Here is a 21,628-nt window from a genome sequence, read left to right as displayed (position 1 = left end):
AATTAATAATGTTATGCTAGAAGGATAACTGTTCTATCGGTCTCCCATTTTTTTATTTCGGGAATGAACCAAAAACTAATAATATGAATAAATTACGATGAATTTAGAATCTATTATTGAACTGACAACTGAGGATATGTCAGCGGTAAACGAAGCCATCCTCAGTCAATTGAATTCAGATGTTGCACTAATTAACCAGCTTGGTTATTACATAGTCAGTGGTGGTGGTAAAAGGATCCGCCCAATGATCGCTATACTTGCAGGTCGATCCTTAGGCTATTCGGGTCATAAACATACCCAGGTCGCTGCATTGATCGAGTTCATTCATACAGCAACACTGCTGCATGATGACGTCGTTGATGAGTCTGATATGCGTCGAGGAAAGCAAACTGCAAATGCTGTTTTTGGTAATGCAGCGAGTGTCTTAGTCGGTGATTTTATTTACACTCGATCATTCCAGATGATGACGGATCTCGACTCAATGCGGGTACTAAAGCTGATGTCTGAAGCGACGAATGTGATCGCTGAAGGCGAAGTTTTACAGTTGATGAACTGCAACGATCCCAACATTACTGAAGAAAACTACATGCAAGTGATCTACAGTAAAACCGCACGTCTGTTTGAAGCAGCGGCTCATGCATCGGCGATTTTAGCCGATGCAACACCAGTGCAAGAAAAAGCACTACAAGATTATGGTCGTTATATTGGTACTGCTTTCCAGTTAATTGATGATCTCCTCGATTATGATGCAGACAACGCTCAACTGGGAAAAAACACGGGTGATGACTTAGATGAAGGTAAGCCTACACTTCCCCTACTTCACGCGATGCAAAATGGTAACGAAGAAGAATCAGCATTGATCCGCCAAGCCATTGAACAAGGTAATGGACGCCATTTGTTAGATACTGTTCTTGCAACCATGAAACGCTGTGGTTCTCTTGAATATACTTATGAAAGAGCCCAAGAAGAAGCACAAAAAGCGATTGATGCCTTAAATGTCATTGAAGATTCAATTTATAAAGATGCATTGATCGGCTTAGCTTATATCGCAATCCAACGCCATTCTTAGTCACTAAAAAAGATAAAGCGGGTCAAGAAAAGGGGAAACGTTATTTTTCCCCTTTATCTTCTTCATCAATTTGAGCAAGCAGTGATGACAGGCCATAACGCAGGATGTATTTCACTATTTTATTGCGCTCAGACTCAGTCAGTTGGTAATACGCTTCCGACCAGATTTGCAATGCATCGGTTCTTTGGCTTTGATAAGTTACCGAAGGCTCATGCAGGCTGAGCTGCCCTTGGATTTCCCCCGGTAAGCTTTCAAAGTAATACTCAACTGCCTTACCCTGTACCCCTCTTTTACGGCGGTTTTTCCAGCCTTCTCGTCTTGCCATTAGGTTAATTCCCTGGGGTGATGTAGGGAGCCCTTCTAACCCTGCTAATTCTTTGGCAGTGAACCACAATTTTTTCATTTTCACTTCACGCTTATATTATTATGAAATCCGCTGTTGCAGCTTTGCTAAAATGTCATCAGTTAAAAAAATTTTTAAATTCAATATAATATTATTTTTATATATTAATTATTTACACCTTAAGCAATTGTAAATTATTTATTATTAATTAAATTAATTAGCGCTAATGCCCCTTCGCGCATAATAAATGTCAGGACAATGTCTCTTTCATCATTGGAAAGCTGGTTATAAGCTTCCTGCCAAATAAAGGCATTATCATTTCGTTTTACTTGATAAGGTGGTGAAGTTTCGTTAGCAAACTGACCTTCAAAAATATCGATAGGTAAAGAACTAATATGGTATTCCAATGCTTTGCCTTGAATACCCCGCCTTTTACGGCTTAACCAGTTTTCACGCCTTGCCATTGCATTAATACCTTGAGTTGTCATGGGAAGCCCCTGTAACCCAACCAACTCTTTTGCCGTTAGCCATTCCTTGTACATGCTGACCCTCCTAGTCATGATGACAATTTAATTTTCAGTTGTTGAAAACTATCTATATTTTCTCAAAACCTCATTGACTCATTCGTTTTATTTATACCTATAAATAATAATATACAAATTATATTTGTTATTAGCGTTCTAATTTCTTTTAATAACAGATAATTAAATAATTCACTTGCTAATAATTTAACTAATTTTATTAACTAATCTAGATATATTACTCGTACAAGTAAAAAGTAGCATTAAATATGCCATTCTTGTCCCTAACTAGAAAGAGTTAGTTTTAACGTCAAAGTTTTATCCTAATTCACAGTTATTCATTCTGACTTTCTATTTAATTTCATAAAAACCACGACAGTTTCATAAAATGAATTTTTAAGAAAAAATCAGAAATTATTTTGGGAAATTTCTGTTATTTTATTTCCAATAACTAAACGGATGTACTGAATGTATCATAATTTTCGGTTACTCGTACCACTAACTCTACATGATTCTAAGTGAAAAAAGGACTAAAAAATGATTTTACGGAAGTCGGACTGGCACCCTGCAGATATCATCGCAGCTTTACGTAAACGTGGAACTACACTTGCCGCAATTTCACGCGAGGCAGGGTTAAGCTCTTCAACGTTAGCAAATGCACTATCACGTCCTTGGCCTAAAGGGGAATGGATCATTGCAAATTTCTTAGCGATCCACCCTGCTGAAATTTGGCCGAGTCGTTATTACGATCCAATTACAGGGGATTTATTAGAAAGAAAAGTCAGAGTAAAAACACCAGCGGAAGATTAAAAACTGAATGAACTAAATTATAAGGCCGTGAATAATAAATTAATTTATTCACGGCGTTATCTTTTGATGGCAAATCAATAAAAAACGGCTTTGTTTATTTCATTCGCGCGAAACCATCAGCAAGGTCTTGTTTTAAATCATCTAAGTTTTCTAAGCCAATCTGCAAGCGCAATGTCGGCCCTCCAGGATTCCAATTAGTCACAGTTCGATATTCAGCACAATTAAATGGAATAATTAAGCTTTCAAACCCTCCCCATGAATACCCCATACCAAAAATTGATAAGCCATCCAGCATTCTTGCAATATCTGTTTGGGTATATTTAGGGTCAAGTACAATGGAAAATAGCCCCGATGAACCAGTAAAATCCCGCTTCCAAATTTCATGGCCAGGGCAATCCGCAAATGCAGGGTGTAAAATACGAATCACTTCAGTGCGTTCTTGTAGCCAATGTGCAATATTTAAAGCTCTTTCTTGCGCTTCTTTTAAGCGAATAGGTAAGGTTCGCAAACCACGCAACGCAAGAAAACAGTCCTCTGCTCCCGGCAGCATGGCCATATAATCATAAGTTTCACGTAATTTCGGCCACCACGCTTGGTTTGCTGAGACAATTCCCATAAGCAAATCAGAATGGCCACCTAAGTATTTGGTCCCCGCCTCCAGCGAGATATCACAACCCTGTTCATGAGCTTTAAAAAATAAAGGTGTCGCCCACGTATTATCAATAATCGTCGCAATATTATGGCGTTTTGCAACCTCAACAATTGCAGGAACATCCTGAATTTCGAAACTTTGAGAACCAGGGGATTCTAAAAAAATTGTGCTGGTATTTGGCGTTACCAGTTTTTCAATGTCCGCCCCAATCATCGGATCATAATAGGTCGTGATGATCCCCATTTTATCCAACAGACCATGGCAAAATTTACGTGTTGGCCGATAAACACTATCAGGCATTAATAAATGATCACCTGTTTTCAATGTTGTCAGCAATGCCAACACAATCGCGCCTAAACCAGATGGCGAAAGCACTGTACCTTCAGCTCCAGCAAGAACGGACCAAGCTTGCTCCAATTGCTTAATTGTTGGCGTGCCCGCTGTGCCATAATTAAATTCCGCCCTATCATTAATTAAAGCGTCAACCGTTGGAAATACGACCGTCGAGCCACGATAAACGGGGGCATTTACAAACCCAGCTTGCTTAGCGGGGTCTCTCCCTAGCTGGGTGACTTGTGTATCAACATGAAATTCAGATACCGCTTTTTTCTTCATGAGATCCTCTCAACAACATTATTATTTATTCGAAAAATTTAAAAAATGGAGATAGACATAACAGCACACCAAAGAAAATGATGAACCACACTGTTGGGCCTTTAAATTTGTGTAATGCAGGGACTTTGTAAACCAGATAGCAAGGAATTAAGCAAGAAACGATACCAAACAATGGGCCACCAAGTTGCATAAAAAACAGAATTGAGAACCGTGTTGAAACCCAAAACCACAGTGCAATGATAACGCCTAAGCATACCCCATAATGTAGCACTGTTTGGTTAATACGTTCTTCAGGAATAAATCGACTCAGTAGATTGACAACAATGCCTTTTATCGCTTCTTGGAAGCCTAAATAAATTCCCAAGAATGCCGTCAAGATAGCAAAAATATTGAGTAATGCGGTCATTACTTTCACAACGGCACCTGGTATCACTTGCGCAGCAATCGCTAATGCTGAAATATTTTGTTCAAAAGCCGATACCGCTTGCTCATGGCTAATTGAGAAGGTAAAAGAAAAAGCAAAAAACAAAACTGCCACAGCGAGAATAATATACGCAACCCGGTTGGCACGTATTGCACGATATGTCGCAATGCGTTTATCACTTTCTACTTTACGATACGCAATATTCATGGGGCTCAATATTTGCACAAATAATATAGAAAATAGAGTAAATGGGAGTGTTAAAAAAACATCTCGCATAAATGGGAGAAAATCAGGAAAAGCCGTAATATTCGCAAAATTCCAATACGGCACCATCACTATACCGAGCAGCACGATAATACCAAATTTTACAATAACCATTGGACCAGAGACTTTAAACAGTAACCGCTCCCCTTGTGCAGCAATGGCGACTAATACCGAAATAATAATCAGCCCATACCAAACAGAATCGGATAACAACCCTTCCGTTAATCCAAACGTTTTAATGTAGGAAGCGCTGTCGAAGGTGACTGCCAGCGAGTAAGAAAACATCCCGTGCAATAACATCAAGAAATAGGCAATTCCTAATGCTATCCCCCAGTTTTTCCCCAAATATTGTGTAATAACACTCGCGTAATCATTACATTCTTCAGATTCTGATAATGTTCTTAGATATAAATTTTGTAGCCAATAAATTGCTGGATAAGAAAGCATTGTCGCTGCAATAAAGACCCAAATACCTTTGATACCAATTTGCACAGGCATAAAAACAATTCCTGAACCAATTGCCATGCCAATGCATAAAATAACCCAACCAACATCATATTTTGTAAAGGGGATCTTTTTCGTATTAATCGGATTATCTGCACTTGCCTGAATACTATTAGACATAGTCTATTCCTCAACGTTATAGATTTAATTATTAAAAAAGTTAGGAACAACATTATTGTGTAGGAGCTACGTTTCTTTTTAAAACTGGTGTGGCATGAGTAAACTGCGATAAATTCACAATTATAGTATGCTGGAATAAACGGGTTTAATAGGGCATGACAATGCTAATAAATAAAAACACTTTTGCGTTTAAAGCAAAAATTGACAGCTACGCGATTTTTCGGCATTTAGAGCTATTCATTAAAATCGTCGAATGCAATAGCTTCAGCCTTGCCGCTAAGAAGCTGAATGTAACACCATCGTCAGTTAGTCGAGGCCTTCAACAACTCGAAGATCAGTTGGGGGTTGTCCTTCTAAAGCGCACAACGCGAAATTTTATTTTAACGGATGCAGGGCGCTATTTATTGCAACGATCGCAAAACTTATTGGCCGATCTCGATGATTCACTCATCAATACCGCCAGCTTCTATCAACACGCTCAAGGGCAATTAAAAATTACCTGTTCTATTGCATTTGGTGTTTGTCATTTAATGCAAATATACAGTGAATATCGCGAGACCAATCCTAAAGTAAGTTTGTCTGTTGACCTTAATGATGAGCTCATTAATTTAAATGAAGTCGATTTTGATATTGCGTTACGAATTACCAGCCATCCCCCCGAAAACTTTGCATTACGAAAAATTTGTAATATTAATTGGGTATACTGTGGGAGCCGTACTTATTTCGAACGATATGGTATTCCTCAATCCCCTGCCGATATTGCATCACACAATTGTTTAATTAACCCAAATATTCCTGACACTTGGCGCATGACGGATAAAGACGGCAGCGCATATCCTCTCGAAATTAATAATATGATTGAGGTAAATAGTAGCTTAGGGTTATTGGAGGCAGCTCGCTGCCATCAAGGTATCGTTTGTTTGCCTACTTACATGCTAGGCAATTATATTGAAAACGGGGAATTGCTCCCTGTCTTATTGGATTATGACCCTAAATCCACTCCATTTGCCCTATATGCCTTATACCACCCAGCCCACACTCACTCACCTAAGATCAGGACATTTATTGATTTTTTAGTAGAGAAAATACCATCAGATCCGCATTGGGACCACTGGATGCGGCAGCATGCTTCATGATGACTGACCAATAAAAAAGGTTGAGTTCAAAACGATACTCAACCTTTTACTATTAGGAGAAATTAATTGGCATTAGCCATTAATGAATTTTTCACCTAATTCAATATCTGCTTTTAATACATCTAGCATATCTTTCAGTGCTTTTTCTTCAAATGCACTTAATTTACCGATTGGTAAATGCTTTTCGATACCGTTTTTGCCTAAAACAACAGGTTGTGCGAAGAAGCGAGCATGTTCACCATCACCTTCGGTGTAAACACATTCAACCACATTGCTTTCGCCTTGGAGACCACGAATTAAAGATAAACCTAAACGTGCAGCCGCTTGGCCCATAGATAAAGTTGCAGACCCGCCACCCGCTTTCGCTTCAACGACTTCTGTACCTGCATTTTGAATACGTTTAGTTAACGCGGCAACTTCCTCGTCAGTGAAGCTAACACCTTCAATTTGAGATAACAATGGCAGGATAGTCACGCCAGAGTGACCGCCGATCACAGGCACTTCGAGATCATTAACATTTTTGCCTTTTAATTCAGCAACAAACGTATTAGAACGAATGATATCTAATGTCGTCACACCGAATAAACGGTTTTTATCATAGACGCCTGCTTTTTTCAGGACTTCAGCAGCGATAGCAACGGTGGTATTTACTGGGTTAGTGATAATACCAATCAATGCTTTAGGGCAAGTTTCAGCAATTTGTTGGATCAGGTTACGGACAATACCCGCATTGATGTTAAATAAGTCAGAACGATCCATACCTGGTTTACGAGCAACACCCGCAGAAATAAGGACAATGTCAGCACCTTTCAATGCAGGTTTTGCATCTTCGCCAGCAAAGCCTGTCACTTTAACATCAGTAGGGATATGGCTTAAGTCAGCAGCAACACCTGGAGTGACTGGTGCGATGTCGTAGAGGGAGAGTTCTGAACCTGCTGGGAGCTGGTTTTTGAGAAGAAGGGCGAGAGCCTGACCGATACCACCTGCTGCACCTAGGACTGCAACTTTCATTCTGAAACTCCTTAATTTGTACTTTAAAAAGATATCACTTTATTTGTTATACACTTAACACATTACGTATAAAAAACAATTTGTTAACAGATAGAGAGAGAGTTTAACGCAAGAGAACTTGTTTAATAATTGCCTGTATTCTAAACAAATTCCTTATCTGTTAATGAGATAACGGGCACTTTTTTAACAAATAGTTTTTCCGGCTATTGCATTTCGCACAATAAGTTGTTTTTAGTGTATATTATTCAATCAAAAACATTTTTGTTAACAATAAATTTACAATGAATATCTGAAAAATTCATTGTTCTATTATGCTAATTTTTCATTCCCATAATTTACGATAAATAAATACTTCTGGCTATCAACTCAAATGCGCTTACCTAGCTTTAAGTTATTCACTGGTTATAAAATCATCATAACGCAATTTTGTTGCATAAAAATGCACTTTTACGGATAATACAACTTAGTTCAATGCAAAAGAATGGGTTAATTATGCGCACTCCGTCTAAACAAGAAGACTTGGTTAAGGCTTTTAAAGCCCTACTTAAAGAAGAAAAATTTAGCTCGCAAGCTGAGATCGTCACGGCTTTGCAGGAAGAAGGTTTCGAAAATATTAACCAATCAAAAATTTCCAGGATGCTAACTAAATTTGGTGCTGTTCGCACCCGTAATGCAAAAATGGAAATGGTATATTGCCTACCTACAGAGCCCGGTGTCCCTACCGCCACCAGCCCACTCAAAAATTTGGTTTTAGATATAGACTATAACCCTTCTGTTGTCGTGATCAGAACGAGCCCAGGGGCTGCACAGCTTATTGCACGCTTGCTAGATTCATTAGGTAAAGCGGAAGGAATTTTAGGTAGTATTGCTGGTGATGATACTATCTTCTCAACGCCAGCAAACAATTTTACCACAAAAGAGCTATATGAAGCGATTTTAGCGTTGTTTGAACAAGAGCTCTAATCCATACTAATTTAAGCATCAGAAGAGGGAAATTCAATTTCCCTCTTCTTGTTTTTATCTATTTCTATTCGATTTTGAGACATCATTTTGCTATTTGATATTTTTCGTAACTTCATACACTACGGCTTTCATTTTCTGATGCCAATTGCCTTTGGTTACCTGTTTTGGCGAAAAAATTGGAAACTAGCCGCCCTGATTATGATTGCCACGATGGCTATCGACTTAGATCATCTGCTGGCTGATCCGATTTTCGACCCTGAGCGCTGTGGCATTGGATTCCACCCGCTTCATTCTTTTTGGGCTGCCGTTATCTATGTGGTGTTATTATTCATGCCATCATGGAAACTTAAAGCCATTGCCGTTGGTTGTTTATTCCACCTTTTTACTGATTCACTAGATTGTTATATGGGAAGCTTAAAAAAAGAAATGAATGCTCCAATTACATTGAGCTTAACAATACAACAATGCCCTACTTCCGTTTCCTCATGATAAAATGAGTGCGCTTTTGATTTATTACTGCAGGTATAATTCCAAAGAACGATAGTCATCTACCGCGACAATATTTAATGTTAATTAAACAATTTATTAACATTAAAAGGTTGCTGAATGATTCAAAAAACACTTTTAGCTATTGCATTGAGTAGCGCAATATCGAATTTCGCTTACAGCGCTCCCCCTGAACAACCGAATGTTTTAATCATTATTGCCGATGATATGGGCTACTCCGATATCAGCCCATTCGGAGGGGAAATTCCTACACCCAATTTGCAGACTATGGCCGAACAAGGTGTCAGGATGAGCCAGTATTATACTTCCCCAATGTCAGCACCCGCTCGTTCCATGTTGCTCACTGGCGCAACTAATCAACAAGCGGGGATTGGTGGAATGTGGTGGTATGAGAATACGGTTGGTGAGCCCGGCTATGAATTACGGCTTACTGACCGTGTTGTCACTTTGGCTGAGCGCTTCCAAGATGCAGGCTATAATACTTTGATGTCCGGTAAATGGCACTTAGGTTATAGCCATGGCTCGCGGCCAACAGATAGAGGATTCAACCAAGCCTTTGCCTTTATGGGCGGAGGGACTAGCCACTTTGATGATGCCGTCCCACTAGGAACGGTCGAAAGTTTCCACACTTATTACACATTAAATGGTGAAAAAACACCGTTAACTGCAAACTTTTATTCCAGTGAAGCCTACGCAAAACAACTTGAAGAGTGGATAAAAGAAACCCCTAGTGACCAGCCTATTTTTGCCTATTTGGCTTTTACTGCCCCTCATGACCCTCTGCAAGCGCCGGATGAGTGGATCCAACGTTTTGATGGCCAATATGATGAAGGCTATGGAAAAATTTATCGCCAACGCATCAATCGGTTAAAAGAAATCGGGATTATCACAGATAAAACCCCCATGCCTCATCTTGATTTAGACAAAGAATGGGAGCAACTCACACCTGAAGAAAAGCGTTATGCAGCTAGGACAATGCAAGTCTATGCGGCAATGATTGCCAATATGGATGAGCAAATTGGCAATGTACTCAATACATTAAAAGAAACTGGCCGCGATAAAAATACGATTATTATTTTTGCGACAGACAATGGGGCTAACCCAGCTCAAGGCTTTTATTACGAGGGCGATTCTGCATTTTGGCAGCAGTTTGATAATAGCTACGAAAACTTAGGACGTAAAAATTCCTTTGTCTCTGCGGGACCTCATTGGGCCAATGTTAGCAATGCACCCTATGCAAACTTCCATAAAACCACCAGCGCACAAGGTGGAATTAATACCGATTTAATCATCACAGGTCCCGGTATCAATAAAGCAGGAAGCATTGATAATACTCCGATGGCCGTTTATGACATCGCTCCAACCCTATATGAATTTGCGGGTATTGATCCTAATAAAAAGATTAAAGATATCACCCCTGTGCCTGTTCGAGGCGTTAGCTTTAAACAATATTTTACTCAAAATATCCCAGTAAAAACGCGTTATTCATTTGCTATGGAATTACATAACCAAGCAGCCTTAGTTGAAGATGATTGGAAACTACGACGCCTTGTCCCTACCTCGGCTAAAGCAGAAATGGCACCATGGGAGCTATTTAATTTAAAAAACGACCCGCTGGAAACGCAAAACCTTGCCGCACAGTACCCTGACATTCTTGAAAAACTTCGCCAGCAATATGAACAGTTTGCCAAAACAGGAATGGTTATTGAGGCCAAAGGGGAAGCTATTGATTATATTGGTTATAACGAAAAAATGGGTAATTACCTTGGTATTGACCCCGAAACACATAAGCGCATAGTGCCAGCGCTAACTCAGTCAGGGGAATAACATGAAAATCGCCTTTCATGATAACCCGCCGGTATTTTTGCCGCCCACACGAGCGGCCGTTCCCTTTCATATTCTGCTTAAACCCGTTGGCGCTGGCTGTAATCTTAAATGTGATTATTGTTATTATCCGGAAGATCAGCTGGCGAGATCTAAACCTATGATAAAAGAGATGTTAGAACCTTTTATCCGTCACTATATCGCATCACAACCTGCCTACAGCAAAGAAATTAACTTTGTATGGCAAGGTGGAGAGCCCTTACTTGCAGGGTTAGATTTCTATAAAAAAGCCATTGCGTTGCAGCAAAAATATGCACCAAATCAGGTCAAAATTTCCAATAGCTTACAAACTAATGCCACCTTGCTCACTCCTGCATGGTGCCGCTTCTTAAAACAGCATGATTTTATTGTTGGTGTCAGCTTAGATGGACCAAAAGAAATTCATGACCGTTATCGTTTAGATAAAAAAGGACAACAAGGAAGTTATGAAGCCGTCCTAAAAGGTATTCGATTATTACAAGAGTTTGGCATTGAGTTTAATATTCTGACAGTTGTTCATGATGCGGTTGCCAACCAAGCCGTAACTATTTACGACCACTTCACTCAGTTAGGTGTGAAATTCATTCAATTTCAACCGTTAATGGCTGAAGGTAGTGCACTTGAGCATCATTTTACGTTGTCTGCTCGCAATTGGGGGCAATTTTTGACAGATATTTATTCACGCTGGCAGTCCCAAAACCATGTTGGCCAAGTATTTGTGATGAATATCGAACAGGTATATAGCCAATATTTCACTTATGTAAGCCAAACTTGCGTCCATTCAGAGCGCTGTGGGACTAACTTAATCATGGAAACGCAAGGCGAAATATTTGCCTGTGATCACCAAATGAACGCCAGTCATTATTTGGGACATTTTTCAGAACTAACACCATTTAGTGAACAGGTCTCCAACTCTATTTCTCTCCCTTTTGGGCAAAATAAAAGTACCCGCAGAGAATGCCAATCCTGCACTGTAAAGAGCGTTTGCCAAGGTGGCTGCCCTGCGCATATCAATTCAACAGGGAAAAATGTGCTGTGTGATGGTTATTTTCGATTTTTTGATGCCGTGATGGCCCCACTACGAAAATATGAACGCAATATGCGGGGTGTGCAACAATGGCGGCAGGCAATAATGTTTTAGTCTCTCAGTTAATAATAAAACCCCCTTCACCAATGAACTACTCTATAACGCTAGATGACTCACTGATGCTGGGGTTTATTTTCTAAATGATTAAAAGGCCATTAATCATCTTGCTCTGTTTCTGATTTAGCTTTCAAACCTGCGAGTAATTTGCCATGAATACCGCTGAAGCCACCGTTGCTCATCACCAAAATATGATCGCCCGGCTGTGCGGTTTCAATAATCATATTGGTGAATGCCTCAATATCGGCACTCCAACGCGCGGGTTGGACACATTTTTCAGCAATGTCTGTGACCATCCAAGGGATATTGGCAGGTTGGAACAGAAATACTTCATCTGCACGGCCTAGCGCAGGCGCAATATCGTTCTTATTGATACCCATTTTCATCGTATTCGAGCGAGGCTCGAGCACCGCAAGAATACGTGAAGTTCCGCCAACTTTGCTGCGAAGTGCTTCTAACGTTGCCAAAATAGCGGTTGGGTGATGTGCGAAGTCATCGTAAACACTGACACCATTTTCAACACCACGTAGCTCAAGGCGGCGACGTGCATTGATAAAACTATTCAAAGCGAGGCAAGCTTCTTTTACTGGAACGCCCACATGGTGAGCAGCTGCAATCGCCATCAATGCATTTTGGATATTGTGGTTACCCACTTGTGACCAAGTGACTTCTCCAACTTTTTCCTGCTGGTAGTACACAGCAAAGTGGCTGCCGTCGTGGCTGAGCTTCTCTGCTTGCCATCCGCCATGCTCCCCACCTACCAGTTCTTGTTCACTCCAGCAACCCATTCCAATCACTTGTTTTAAATGATTGTCGTTGTCAGGTGTGAAAATTTTGCCGCTGGCTGGCACAATACGGACAAGATGATGGAACTGTTTTTGAATCGCTTCGAGGTTTTCAAAGATATCCGCATGGTCGAATTCAAGGTTGTTCAATACCAAGGTTTTCGGGCTGTAATGCACAAATTTAGAACGCTTATCAAAGAATGCACAGTCATACTCATCCGCTTCGATAACAAAAAACGGGCTTTCACCTATCTTAGCGGAAACATCAAAATTCCCTGGAACACCGCCAATTAGAAAACCTGGCTTGTAACCACAGTCTTCTAAGATCCACGCAAGCATCCCCGCGGTGGTCGTTTTACCATGGGTTCCCGCCACAGCCAGTACCCAACGTTCAGGTAACACGTGGTCATGAAGCCACTGTGGGCCAGATGTATACGGCAAACCTCTTTCTAACACGGCTTCGACACAAGGGTTACCACGCGTCATTGCATTACCAATCACTACCATATCCGGTATTGGGTCAAGCTGAGCCGGATCATACCCTTGAATGAGTTCAATTCCTTGATTTTCAAGTAATGTGCTCATCGGTGGATATACATTGGCATCCGAACCCGTCACTTTATGTCCTAAAGAACGAGCCAATATTGCTAAGCTTCCCATAAAGGTACCGCATATACCTAAAATATGTATGTGCATTCTTTTTCATCCAATTAGCATGAGGTTGGTCACTATTCTACCCATCAAAAACAGGTTTATAAATGCATTAACCTATTAATCTTTTTTTTATTTAGTTAAACTCTTCCCGCGCGAGGGTAAATGCCCCGCAAAACCTCTGTCAATTTTATTCAGGACCTTCGTCATGAAAACATTAGGCGAATTCATCGTCGAAAAGCAACAAGATTTTCCTCATGCAACAGGTGAGCTGACTTCTTTATTATCAGCTATCAAACTGGGCGCTAAAATTATCCATCGTGATATTAATAAAGCTGGACTTGTCGATATTCTTGGCACTAATGGTGTTTCGAATATTCAAGGTGAAGTTCAGATGAAGCTTGACCTGTATGCAAACGAAAAACTGAAAGCGGCTTTAAAAGCACGCGGAGAAGTCGCCGGTATCGCCTCTGAAGAAGAAGACGAAATTGTCATTTTCGAAGGAGACCGCGCAGAAAACGCAAAATATGTTGTTTTAATGGACCCACTTGATGGTTCTTCGAACATCGATGTAAACGTTTCCGTTGGAACAATTTTCTCCATTTACCATCGTATTACACCGATTGGTCAACCGGTTACAGAAGCCGATTTCCTGCAACCGGGTAATCGCCAAGTAGCTGCGGGCTACGTGGTTTATGGTTCATCAACGATGTTGGTTTACACCACTGGTGTTGGTGTACATGCGTTTACTTACGACCCATCATTGGGCGTTTTCTGCTTATCTCATGAAAAAGTGATGTTCCCCTCCGAAGGGAAAATGTACTCCATCAACGAAGGAAACTATATCAAGTTCCCGATGGGTGTTAAAAAGTACATTAAATATTGCCAAGAAGAAGATAAAGCAACAAATCGCCCGTATACCACTCGTTATATCGGTTCTTTGGTTGCAGACTTCCATCGTAACTTGCTCAAAGGGGGAATTTATATTTACCCAAGTACCGCAAGCCATCCAAATGGAAAACTGCGCCTTCTGTACGAATGCAACCCAATTGCATTTTTAGCAGAGCAAGCCGGTGGTAAAGCCAGTGACGGAGCAAACCGCATTTTAGATATCATGCCTAGCGAATTACACCAACGCGCACCGTTCTTTGTCGGAACTGAGTCGATGGTAGAGAAAGCAGAATCATTTATGCGTGAATTCCCTGACACGGAATAATCTAATTCATTAATTATAAGGCGGGGCTTCCCGCCTTTTTTGTTCCTTTTTTTCACCAACTAGTGAGTTTTACCCCTCTTTACGGCTATAATGTTCCCCACGCTATCTACCCGAGTATTTAATTTGTCTGAAGGCCGCCATAAATATGATGCCCTCCAACAAGTTAGCAAGGGTAAATTCATTATTCACACAAAGGATACATTTAAATGGGCCTGAACAATGTACCGGCAGGTAAAGATCTGCCAGAAGATATCTATGTTATCATCGAAATTCCAGCGAACGCAGATCCTATCAAATATGAAGTTGATAAAGAGTCTGGTGCGCTGTTTGTAGACCGTTTCATGTCAACAGCGATGTTCTATCCATGCAACTATGGTTACATCAACAACACCCTGTCTCTAGATGGCGACCCAGTTGATGTATTAGTCCCAACACCATACCCATTACAACCAGGCTCAGTCATTCGTTGCCGCCCTGTTGGCGTACTGAAAATGACTGACGAATCTGGTGAAGATGCAAAATTAGTTGCTGTTCCGCACACTAAATTAAGCAAAGAGTACGATCACATTAAAGATGTGAACGACCTGCCAGAATTACTGCGTGCTCAAATTACTCACTTCTTTGAACATTACAAAGACTTAGAAAAAGGTAAGTGGGTTAAAGTTGATGGTTGGGAAGATGCGGCATCTGCAAAAGCAGAGATCATCGAGTCTTTCGAACGCGCTGCAAAAAAATAATCTCCCTCTCGGAACATTATGAAAGCTCTGGTTAATACCAGAGCTTGAGGTTGTTGACAAAGTGGGATAAAAGCGTGGTTTTTCCCACTTTGTGTTATCAGCCGAAAATCAATAAATTGATTTTCCTAATTTATTTTCAAAACCTATTAGACTTGCTGCCAAACATTACATGTTTGTCAGCAGTCTGAAAGCTCTGGTTAATACCAGAGCTTTTTTATGGGCCCTAACAAGCCAATTCGTTGATAAAAAACGCCAGCAATATTGCTGGCGTTTCATATTTTTACGACTCGATAGTGGCTATTGAGCCGTTATACTTCTTCATCACGTTTCAGCCAGTCGCCACTTTTTATTTGGCGTAGACCATCAACAGAATGTTTATACAGATAAATCCAAGCGTTGCCATACGGCGTTGGGATGAGCTCCCTCACATAGTCTTGAGAGTTTTTCTTTAGCTCATCTAACTCTGTCAAAATGGACGGGTTGATTCGATAAACTTCGCACTCTATTGCCCCATCCCCTTTGACAACCGCAGGATAATATCCAAGATCATACAGTTCATAGCCTTCTAGCTTATGCTCACCGAGTAGCTGAGCATAAGTCATCCAGTGATGATTTCCTTGCTTTTGTCTTAAGCTGCCATAAACAATTACACGCATAATCTAAAACTCAAATTGGTAGAGGAGATCCAATGCCTGATTAACACCAGACACAGCTTCTAAATACAGTTTTGGCATCAACCGATAACGTAAAGTTAACGTCGCCAATGAGTCAAAGATACCAACTCCATACTTCACTTGTAAATCATTAGTGATCTTACCACTTACAACGACTTGAGAACCATCCCCCACACCTTGGGTATCGACGGCTAAATCAGAGACTCCAAATGTCTCACCTATTTTACCCACGAGTTGCCCACTTTGTGCTACACCTAAGCCTATTAACATAGATGTCATTTGTGAACCATTTGCGTCTCCACTATCTAAGCCCTCTCCTCTTAATAAATAAGACAGTGCTTCTTGTTGTGTTTTCGCCGGTTCAGAGAATATTTCTACTTTCGGTTTATCCGCAAGCCCAGTGACCTTCACCCCAGCAATCACGCCATCTGCCGTGTTGTCTGGGTTACGAATAGCTTCTAAGTTTAAGAATGGTTGGTCCGCAGGCCCTGAGAATTGAATTTGGCCTTTACGGACAATCAAATCTTGCCCGTAAGCACGGAAACGACCCGCAGGAATATCCACTTGGCCATTAATGTGCAGACCATGGATATTCTGAACCACTTTCAATAAACCTGTCAGACGCGCTTTTAAGCCAAACGCATCTAATCGAACATCATTACCAATTTTAATATCCAAATTGGTCTGAATAGGGATAGATGGCGCTTTTTGTTCAATTGGCTGCAAATTGCTATCTAACATCACCACATCCGATGATGGGCTTACCGCTGACTCAGGGAGTTCTTGAACAGTAATTCGTGCCCACGGAATATTGACGGTACCGTTTAGCGTGAGTACCGAAGGTGATGCATCAAATACAATGTCCGGTTGAACATCAATTTGGATCATCGGCGGTAAAGAAACTCGAAGGTTATTACCTCGTGCCATGACTTTTGCACGCCATGCATTAACATTGCGCCAATCTGCATCACCATCAATGTTCAGATAGCCTTCTGGCGTGTTTATCTGACCATTCATTACCGAGCTTGTGCCGTTGAAATTAATACCTAAATGACCGCTTTTGATATCAAACGGGATCATTGCCGATCTCACTTCTAAACTCGAAAGCGCTAAACTACCATTTAATAATGGGTTATTTGCTGATCCACCTAAACGTAAATTCGCACTCAAGCGCCCATTCGCCACTTCCTTCTGGCCCAGCAACGGCTTGATTAAATCTAATGTCACTGAATTGATTTCAACATTACCCGACAGTAAGCGACGTTTTTCAATATCAGAAATTTGAATATTGCCACGCATTTGGCCATTATTCGTCAGCCCAAACAACCAGTTAAGGTCTGCCTTGCCATTTTTCAAGCCTGCGCTTAACGTTAAGGTATCAAAAGCAATAGGTAAACGAGTGCCATCCACAAACTGAACCGCTTTGACATCATTTCCTCGCAAGTCCAACTTCACTTGCGGCATACTGCCATCCGCTTTCCAAATCGCATTAGCTTTACCCGTAAATACGCCGCTGACTCGAGTATCTTGTGGCATAAAGGGTTTGATCATCGCGAGGTCAAAACGTTCTAACACGATATCTGCGCTACCACTTTTACCTGCTTTAATCGGTTTTGGTACACACAAACGAGCATTCGGGTTGACCCAACAATGGCTGCCGATAGTCACTTCTTGTGTTTGGTTGGCATAATTGAGTGACATCGCTTGGTTTAGGCGCCATTCACCCACCACCGTATCAAATAAGGTGTTGGTTAAATTCCCTTTCCACACTTCAGTCTGCCGGTCAAAACTACCTGCTAATGCTAATTGCCCAGAAACTGGCTCACCCTTCATGTTCAACTTGAGCGAGTGCTGTTTTTCACTTCCTTTCGCATCCAAAGTTAAATTATTGACGACAAGATCACCTTGTTTCAACTGACGAAGAACAACAGATAAATCCCCTTTAATTTGCTCGCCTGTTGCTACATTTCCTTTGATAACAACATTCTCGATAGCAAGATCATCCTGCCACTTCACGCCGCGTGCCGTAAGGTCAACAAGGGCTTCTGGTGTCTGTAAATTACCACGTAATTTCACATCACCGGCAATCACCCCTCCTAAGCCGGGTAGCAAGCCATTGAGTGCTGGAGCATTAATTTTGGCATCAAGGTTCCATTTATCGGCAAGAGAACCTTTTACATCAACATGGTTTTTACCCAGTGCCAAATTAAAGTCTGGGATATCCCATTGACCTGCTGCATTACCTTTGGCTTTACCGCGTGCTTTCAACAGGTTATTTTTAACATTGCCGTCTAAAACAATTTCCGGAATATCCAACTGCCAACTACCACCATATAAACTTCCGCGCGTGGCAATTTTACCTTCCACTTTAGCAGGCCATTCAGGGTACTGTTTGGCAGTATTAATACCTGAAAGGGTCAATACTGCATTCCAACTAATTGCCTTGCTCCAGTCCGCAACGCCAGTAATATCAGCATGACCTTGTAAAGCGACTAAACGTAAGCGAGTTAAATTAATTTGCTCTTCATTACCTTTCGCATCTAATAGCAAGGTCGAAGGTGGTAAATCCTGCCCAGTGATAGCTGAACGTACAGACATGTCATAAGCAGATGGGCGGCCGTTCAAGCGTATGCGTGTACCATCTAATTGATACTGCGCTTCTCCGACTAAAGGCCAAGTTAACTTATCGCTTTCTAGTGTGAGTAAAATCGGCAAGTCTGCTTGTGACAAATCTGTTTCTGCATCTAATTTTGCATTAATTGACCCATGTAAGTTCAAGGCCAATTTTAGTTCATCAATCAAACCGCCTTTTAAGGAGAGATCTATTTTTTGCCCGTCTAAATCCTCTAAACGACTTTCACCCACGACTGATAATGAGACTGGCCATTTATCTTGCAAAGTTGCCGAGCCAGATAACGCAATATTCCCTTGCGGTGCATCGACTTTTAGCTGTTTAACGAGAACTTGTTGCCCTTCATTCGAAAGACTAAGGTGCAATTGGTTAATTTTGAGCTCAGTCGCCCCCGTTAACTGAAAATTCGAAGCATTAATTCCATCAACATTTAAATCAACAGGTAAAATAACTTCTGGTAATTCAGCGAGTAACGGTTTAGAAAATAGCGTTTTTAATTCGTCTGCCAATGATTTTTGTTCGTCGAGCGGCGTTGGGTCTGGCTGTTTCTCTTCAACGACGGCATCTGATTTGGTTTCAGGTAAATTAATCGCCAAATCAATGATGTCGGTTGGAATGATCGTGATCGCTTTCCCTTCCCACGTTACCCCTGTGGTAAATTTCGCTAAATCGATATCCATGCCATCCACATTGACGTGTGTTGAAACCAAAGCCAATTGATTCAAACGAATGGTCAAAGGTGCCTTGAGTTCAGTCAGTGGTTCAGATGGTGGCGTTTCTTCTGAAGGGGGGAATTGGGTGGTATCGACAGTAACAGTGACATTTTCCGTGCCTAAGTTGTCGATACATAGCTCACGACTGGTTAAACAACCTAGACGTACCGCTAAATTTAATTTCCCCGCATTAACATCGATGCCTGACATTTGATATTTAACGCCACTTAGCGTTAAGTTACTAATATCACCATCAATTTTATCAATTGTTAATTCAGGAACAAAACGTGTCGCTGTATTTAATGCAAAGTGAAGACCTGATTGCGTTCCAATCACCCAACTGAGTGCGGCAACAACCAGAACGAGAATTAATAAAATGGAAAGACTAGTCCATTTTAGCCACTTCAACCACCTCATAGCTCAGTCCCCAAGCCGATATAAAACTGTATTTTGTTATTATCTGGATCGCCAATAGGTTTGGCTAAATCTAATTTTATTGGCCCAACCGGTGAGACCCAACGGATACCGACTCCCGCCCCCGTTTTAAAATCATTATTCTTAAAGTTATCAACAGCTTCACCGCTATCAATAAAGGTCGCGCCCCACCAATTTCCGGTAAAATTATATTGGTATTCCACAGAACCTACGGCCAATTTTGATGCCCCTGTCAGCTTACCTTTGCTATCTTCTGGAGAGATTTTTTGATACCCATATCCACGCACGCTACCATCACCACCCGCGAAGAAACGTAAGTCCGGTGGAACTTTATCGAAATCATTGGTTTCAATCCAACCGATATTTCCACGAACAATAAAGCGATGACCTTCCCATGGCGTTCTGATCCACACATTTTTAGCTTGTAGCACCGCAAAATCGATGTCTGAACCCCAAATTTTATTCGAGTAATCAATAGAGTAACGTTGGCTATCCCCCCATGTTGGCATCACACCACCACGTTGGCGAATTCGGCTCACATAGGCCCCGGGATACAGCAACATCGTCGTATTCGTCACGTTAGCTTGGGTAAAGTTACTCAGCATCCAACGCATATTCACACCATATTGCCAACCGGATGAATAATCCCAGTTACGAGACACATTCAAGGTTGTTGTATTCGCTTGCGTATCATTTAAATCTGTCCGTTTAAAGCCCCCTTGAACTGCATAATATTGCTCAAGTGGGTTCGCTTTTAGTGGAATTTTATAGCTTGCATCTATTAATTGTTCAGGTTGGGATAAACTAATACTCGACGTTAAACTTTGCCCACGAGAGTTAATCCAAGGCTTATTCCATGTCGCTTTAACTCGGGGACCTACATCTGTTGCATAACCCCCACCGAGCTCAATAAAATTTTTGGCTCTAGGCGTCATCACCGCTTCCATCGGTAATTCATAGGAGTTATCTTTTCGGGCACTCACGATACGCGGAGTCACAATCGCAGAAGAGAACCAACCTGTTTCGGCTAATCGGCGGTTAAATTCAGCAAGTTGCTCTGATGTGTAGTATTCCCCTTTTTTGAAAGGCGCAAGGTTGTTCAGATAATCTTCACGGATTTGTGAGCCTGAATAAGAAATGGCGCCAAACCGATAACGTTCGCCACTGTTAAAATCAAAATCCCAATAAGCCGCATGGTGGTCAAGAGAAATACCCAGTTGGCTTTTCTCCATCATTGCATCAAAATAACCTTTGCGAATGGCTAAACTGCTAAAGCGCCCTTTAAATTCTTCGTATTCACCATCATTTTGAACTGTATCAAGCTTTGGCGTATATTGTTTGAGCATCTTTTCATAGTCAGGGTCCGTTTTAGCGCCACCTTGTAATTCAACATTCACCCCTTTTAATAAAATAGGTTCCCCAGGAGTGACTTTGGCGGTTAAAACAGAACGAGCAGGGGGTGTTTTTTCTTCGTAGCTAAATTCAACCGTGGGTTGATAATAGCCTAAAGGCTTTAAACCTTCTTTAATTGCTTTCTCAACACGGGCTCGAAAACGACCGTTTGGCACAACTTCATCTTGCGATATATTAGACAATTGTACGCGAACGTTTTGATTAAGTTGTCCTTCAAGGCCTTCAATATTAAGACGAAGATTAGCTGCGTGTACCACTGGCACTGCCGCAGTTAGGCAGAGAAAACAAATTAGAGGGTATTTCGACACGCCTACTCCTAAGGTGATTGTTCGATTGACTAAATACTTCATATCAATTTATTTTGAGTAAAATTCGCCATAGACACAAGTTTTTATCCCTATTTTTAGATTATTTGTGTGGTCACTA

18 protein-coding genes are annotated in these 21,628 nt (G+C 41.1%); 9 read left to right on the top strand and 9 right to left on the bottom strand.

The annotated features are described in order from the left end of the window. Positions 1–97 precede the first annotated feature (97 nt). Positions 98–1,069: an octaprenyl diphosphate synthase gene (gene ispB, locus PSF28_RS10480; RefSeq protein ID WP_210835677.1), complete on the top strand. Its 972-nt coding sequence runs from the start codon at positions 98–100 to the stop codon at positions 1,067–1,069. A gap of 40 nt (positions 1,070–1,109) precedes the next feature. On the opposite strand, the gene PSF28_RS10475 is transcribed toward ispB, so the two are convergent. Continuing rightward, positions 1,110–1,472 carry a DNA-binding protein gene (locus PSF28_RS10475; protein ID WP_102138218.1) on the bottom strand — a complete coding sequence of 121 codons (363 nt, stop codon included), beginning with the start codon at positions 1,470–1,472 and terminating at the stop codon, positions 1,110–1,112. 134 nt (positions 1,473–1,606) lie between these two features. Beyond that, complete coding sequence (locus PSF28_RS10470) at positions 1,607–1,954, bottom strand: DNA-binding protein (RefSeq protein WP_210835678.1); 348 nt, start codon at positions 1,952–1,954, stop codon at positions 1,607–1,609. Between the two features lie 516 nt (positions 1,955–2,470). Between PSF28_RS10470 and PSF28_RS10465 the strand changes: the two genes are divergently transcribed. Next, complete coding sequence (locus PSF28_RS10465) at positions 2,471–2,743, top strand: helix-turn-helix domain-containing protein (protein ID WP_004905930.1); 273 nt, start codon at positions 2,471–2,473, stop codon at positions 2,741–2,743. A 94-nt stretch (positions 2,744–2,837) separates the two neighbouring features. Here the strand turns inward: PSF28_RS10465 and metC are convergent, their stop codons facing one another. Both metC and PSF28_RS10455 read right to left on the bottom strand, forming a co-directional pair. After that, positions 2,838–4,010 carry a cystathionine beta-lyase gene (gene metC, locus PSF28_RS10460; protein WP_272685028.1) on the bottom strand — a complete coding sequence of 391 codons (1,173 nt, stop codon included), beginning with the start codon at positions 4,008–4,010 and terminating at the stop codon, positions 2,838–2,840. 25 nt (positions 4,011–4,035) lie between these two features. Continuing rightward, positions 4,036–5,322, bottom strand: coding sequence for an amino acid permease (locus PSF28_RS10455; protein ID WP_210838028.1), 1,287 nt, complete (start codon positions 5,320–5,322; stop codon positions 4,036–4,038). Positions 5,323–5,483: 161 nt separating this feature from the next. Between PSF28_RS10455 and PSF28_RS10450 the strand changes: the two genes are divergently transcribed. Further along, positions 5,484–6,458 (top strand): LysR family transcriptional regulator, encoded by a 975-nt coding sequence (locus PSF28_RS10450; protein WP_115168095.1) that lies wholly within the window; start codon positions 5,484–5,486, stop codon positions 6,456–6,458. Between the two features lie 72 nt (positions 6,459–6,530). Here PSF28_RS10450 and mdh read toward each other — a convergent pair whose 3' ends face one another. Continuing rightward, positions 6,531–7,469 (bottom strand): malate dehydrogenase, encoded by a 939-nt coding sequence (mdh, locus tag PSF28_RS10445; RefSeq protein ID WP_004905937.1) that lies wholly within the window; start codon positions 7,467–7,469, stop codon positions 6,531–6,533. Between the two features lie 492 nt (positions 7,470–7,961). Here mdh and argR point away from each other — a divergent pair, with 492 nt between their 5' ends. The 4 genes from argR (at position 7,962) to PSF28_RS10425 (ending at position 11,943) form a co-directional block, all read left to right on the top strand. Beyond that, positions 7,962–8,432 carry a transcriptional regulator ArgR gene (argR, locus tag PSF28_RS10440; RefSeq protein ID WP_004907450.1) on the top strand — a complete coding sequence of 157 codons (471 nt, stop codon included), beginning with the start codon at positions 7,962–7,964 and terminating at the stop codon, positions 8,430–8,432. Between the two features lie 87 nt (positions 8,433–8,519). Continuing rightward, on the top strand, positions 8,520–8,921 hold the full coding sequence (locus PSF28_RS10435) for a DUF6122 family protein (RefSeq protein ID WP_272664542.1): 402 nt from the start codon (positions 8,520–8,522) through the stop codon (positions 8,919–8,921). Positions 8,922–9,041: 120 nt separating this feature from the next. Continuing rightward, positions 9,042–10,766, top strand: a complete 1,725-nt coding sequence (locus PSF28_RS10430) for a sulfatase-like hydrolase/transferase (protein WP_272685038.1) — start codon at positions 9,042–9,044, stop codon at positions 10,764–10,766. Position 10,767: 1 nt separating this feature from the next. After that, positions 10,768–11,943: an anaerobic sulfatase maturase gene (locus tag PSF28_RS10425; protein ID WP_210838031.1), complete on the top strand. Its 1,176-nt coding sequence runs from the start codon at positions 10,768–10,770 to the stop codon at positions 11,941–11,943. A gap of 101 nt (positions 11,944–12,044) precedes the next feature. On the opposite strand, the gene mpl is transcribed toward PSF28_RS10425, so the two are convergent. Next, complete coding sequence (gene mpl / locus PSF28_RS10420; RefSeq protein ID WP_210838033.1) at positions 12,045–13,427, bottom strand: UDP-N-acetylmuramate:L-alanyl-gamma-D-glutamyl-meso-diaminopimelate ligase; 1,383 nt, start codon at positions 13,425–13,427, stop codon at positions 12,045–12,047. Between the two features lie 163 nt (positions 13,428–13,590). Between mpl and fbp the strand changes: the two genes are divergently transcribed. After that, on the top strand, positions 13,591–14,598 hold the full coding sequence (gene fbp, locus PSF28_RS10415) for a class 1 fructose-bisphosphatase (RefSeq protein ID WP_004907443.1): 1,008 nt from the start codon (positions 13,591–13,593) through the stop codon (positions 14,596–14,598). A gap of 206 nt (positions 14,599–14,804) precedes the next feature. Beyond that, positions 14,805–15,335, top strand: coding sequence for an inorganic diphosphatase (ppa, locus tag PSF28_RS10410; RefSeq protein ID WP_004905951.1), 531 nt, complete (start codon positions 14,805–14,807; stop codon positions 15,333–15,335). A 308-nt stretch (positions 15,336–15,643) separates the two neighbouring features. Here ppa and PSF28_RS10405 read toward each other — a convergent pair whose 3' ends face one another. From PSF28_RS10405 to tamA, 3 genes are read right to left on the bottom strand one after another with little or no spacing between them, the layout of a single operon-like run. Continuing rightward, complete coding sequence (locus PSF28_RS10405; protein WP_004907442.1) at positions 15,644–15,991, bottom strand: gamma-glutamylcyclotransferase family protein; 348 nt, start codon at positions 15,989–15,991, stop codon at positions 15,644–15,646. Positions 15,992–15,994: 3 nt separating this feature from the next. Further along, positions 15,995–19,771 (bottom strand): autotransporter assembly complex protein TamB, encoded by a 3,777-nt coding sequence (tamB, locus tag PSF28_RS10400; protein WP_272685027.1) that lies wholly within the window; start codon positions 19,769–19,771, stop codon positions 15,995–15,997. After that, positions 19,768–21,510 carry an autotransporter assembly complex protein TamA gene (gene tamA, locus PSF28_RS10395; RefSeq protein WP_210838037.1) on the bottom strand — a complete coding sequence of 581 codons (1,743 nt, stop codon included), beginning with the start codon at positions 21,508–21,510 and terminating at the stop codon, positions 19,768–19,770. Before tamA ends, tamB begins: the two co-directional genes overlap by 4 nt. Positions 21,511–21,628 lie beyond the last annotated feature (118 nt).

Source organism: Providencia sp. PROV130 (assembly GCF_028482225.1).
Classification (GTDB): Bacteria; Pseudomonadota; Gammaproteobacteria; order Enterobacterales; family Enterobacteriaceae; genus Providencia; species Providencia rettgeri.
Note: the sequence above shows the minus strand (reverse complement) of the source record. Positions and strands in the feature narration are given on the sequence as shown.

What these genes read in the sequence shown, in the direction of transcription:
- ispB (WP_210835677.1), top strand. Translation starts at nt 98, where the DNA reads ATGAATTTAGAATCTATTATTGAACTGACAACTGAGGATATGTCAGCG.
- PSF28_RS10475 (WP_102138218.1), bottom strand. Translation starts at nt 1,472, where the DNA reads ATGAAAAAATTGTGGTTCACTGCCAAAGAATTAGCAGGGTTAGAAGGG.
- PSF28_RS10470 (WP_210835678.1), bottom strand. Translation starts at nt 1,954, where the DNA reads ATGTACAAGGAATGGCTAACGGCAAAAGAGTTGGTTGGGTTACAGGGG.
- PSF28_RS10465 (WP_004905930.1), top strand. Translation starts at nt 2,471, where the DNA reads ATGATTTTACGGAAGTCGGACTGGCACCCTGCAGATATCATCGCAGCT.
- metC (WP_272685028.1), bottom strand. Translation starts at nt 4,010, where the DNA reads ATGAAGAAAAAAGCGGTATCTGAATTTCATGTTGATACACAAGTCACC.
- PSF28_RS10455 (WP_210838028.1), bottom strand. Translation starts at nt 5,322, where the DNA reads ATGTCTAATAGTATTCAGGCAAGTGCAGATAATCCGATTAATACGAAA.
- PSF28_RS10450 (WP_115168095.1), top strand. Translation starts at nt 5,484, where the DNA reads ATGCTAATAAATAAAAACACTTTTGCGTTTAAAGCAAAAATTGACAGC.
- mdh (WP_004905937.1), bottom strand. Translation starts at nt 7,469, where the DNA reads ATGAAAGTTGCAGTCCTAGGTGCAGCAGGTGGTATCGGTCAGGCTCTC.
- argR (WP_004907450.1), top strand. Translation starts at nt 7,962, where the DNA reads ATGCGCACTCCGTCTAAACAAGAAGACTTGGTTAAGGCTTTTAAAGCC.
- PSF28_RS10425 (WP_210838031.1), top strand. Translation starts at nt 10,768, where the DNA reads ATGAAAATCGCCTTTCATGATAACCCGCCGGTATTTTTGCCGCCCACA.
- mpl (WP_210838033.1), bottom strand. Translation starts at nt 13,427, where the DNA reads ATGCACATACATATTTTAGGTATATGCGGTACCTTTATGGGAAGCTTA.
- fbp (WP_004907443.1), top strand. Translation starts at nt 13,591, where the DNA reads ATGAAAACATTAGGCGAATTCATCGTCGAAAAGCAACAAGATTTTCCT.
- ppa (WP_004905951.1), top strand. Translation starts at nt 14,805, where the DNA reads ATGGGCCTGAACAATGTACCGGCAGGTAAAGATCTGCCAGAAGATATC.
- PSF28_RS10405 (WP_004907442.1), bottom strand. Translation starts at nt 15,991, where the DNA reads ATGCGTGTAATTGTTTATGGCAGCTTAAGACAAAAGCAAGGAAATCAT.
- tamB (WP_272685027.1), bottom strand. Translation starts at nt 19,771, where the DNA reads ATGAGGTGGTTGAAGTGGCTAAAATGGACTAGTCTTTCCATTTTATTA.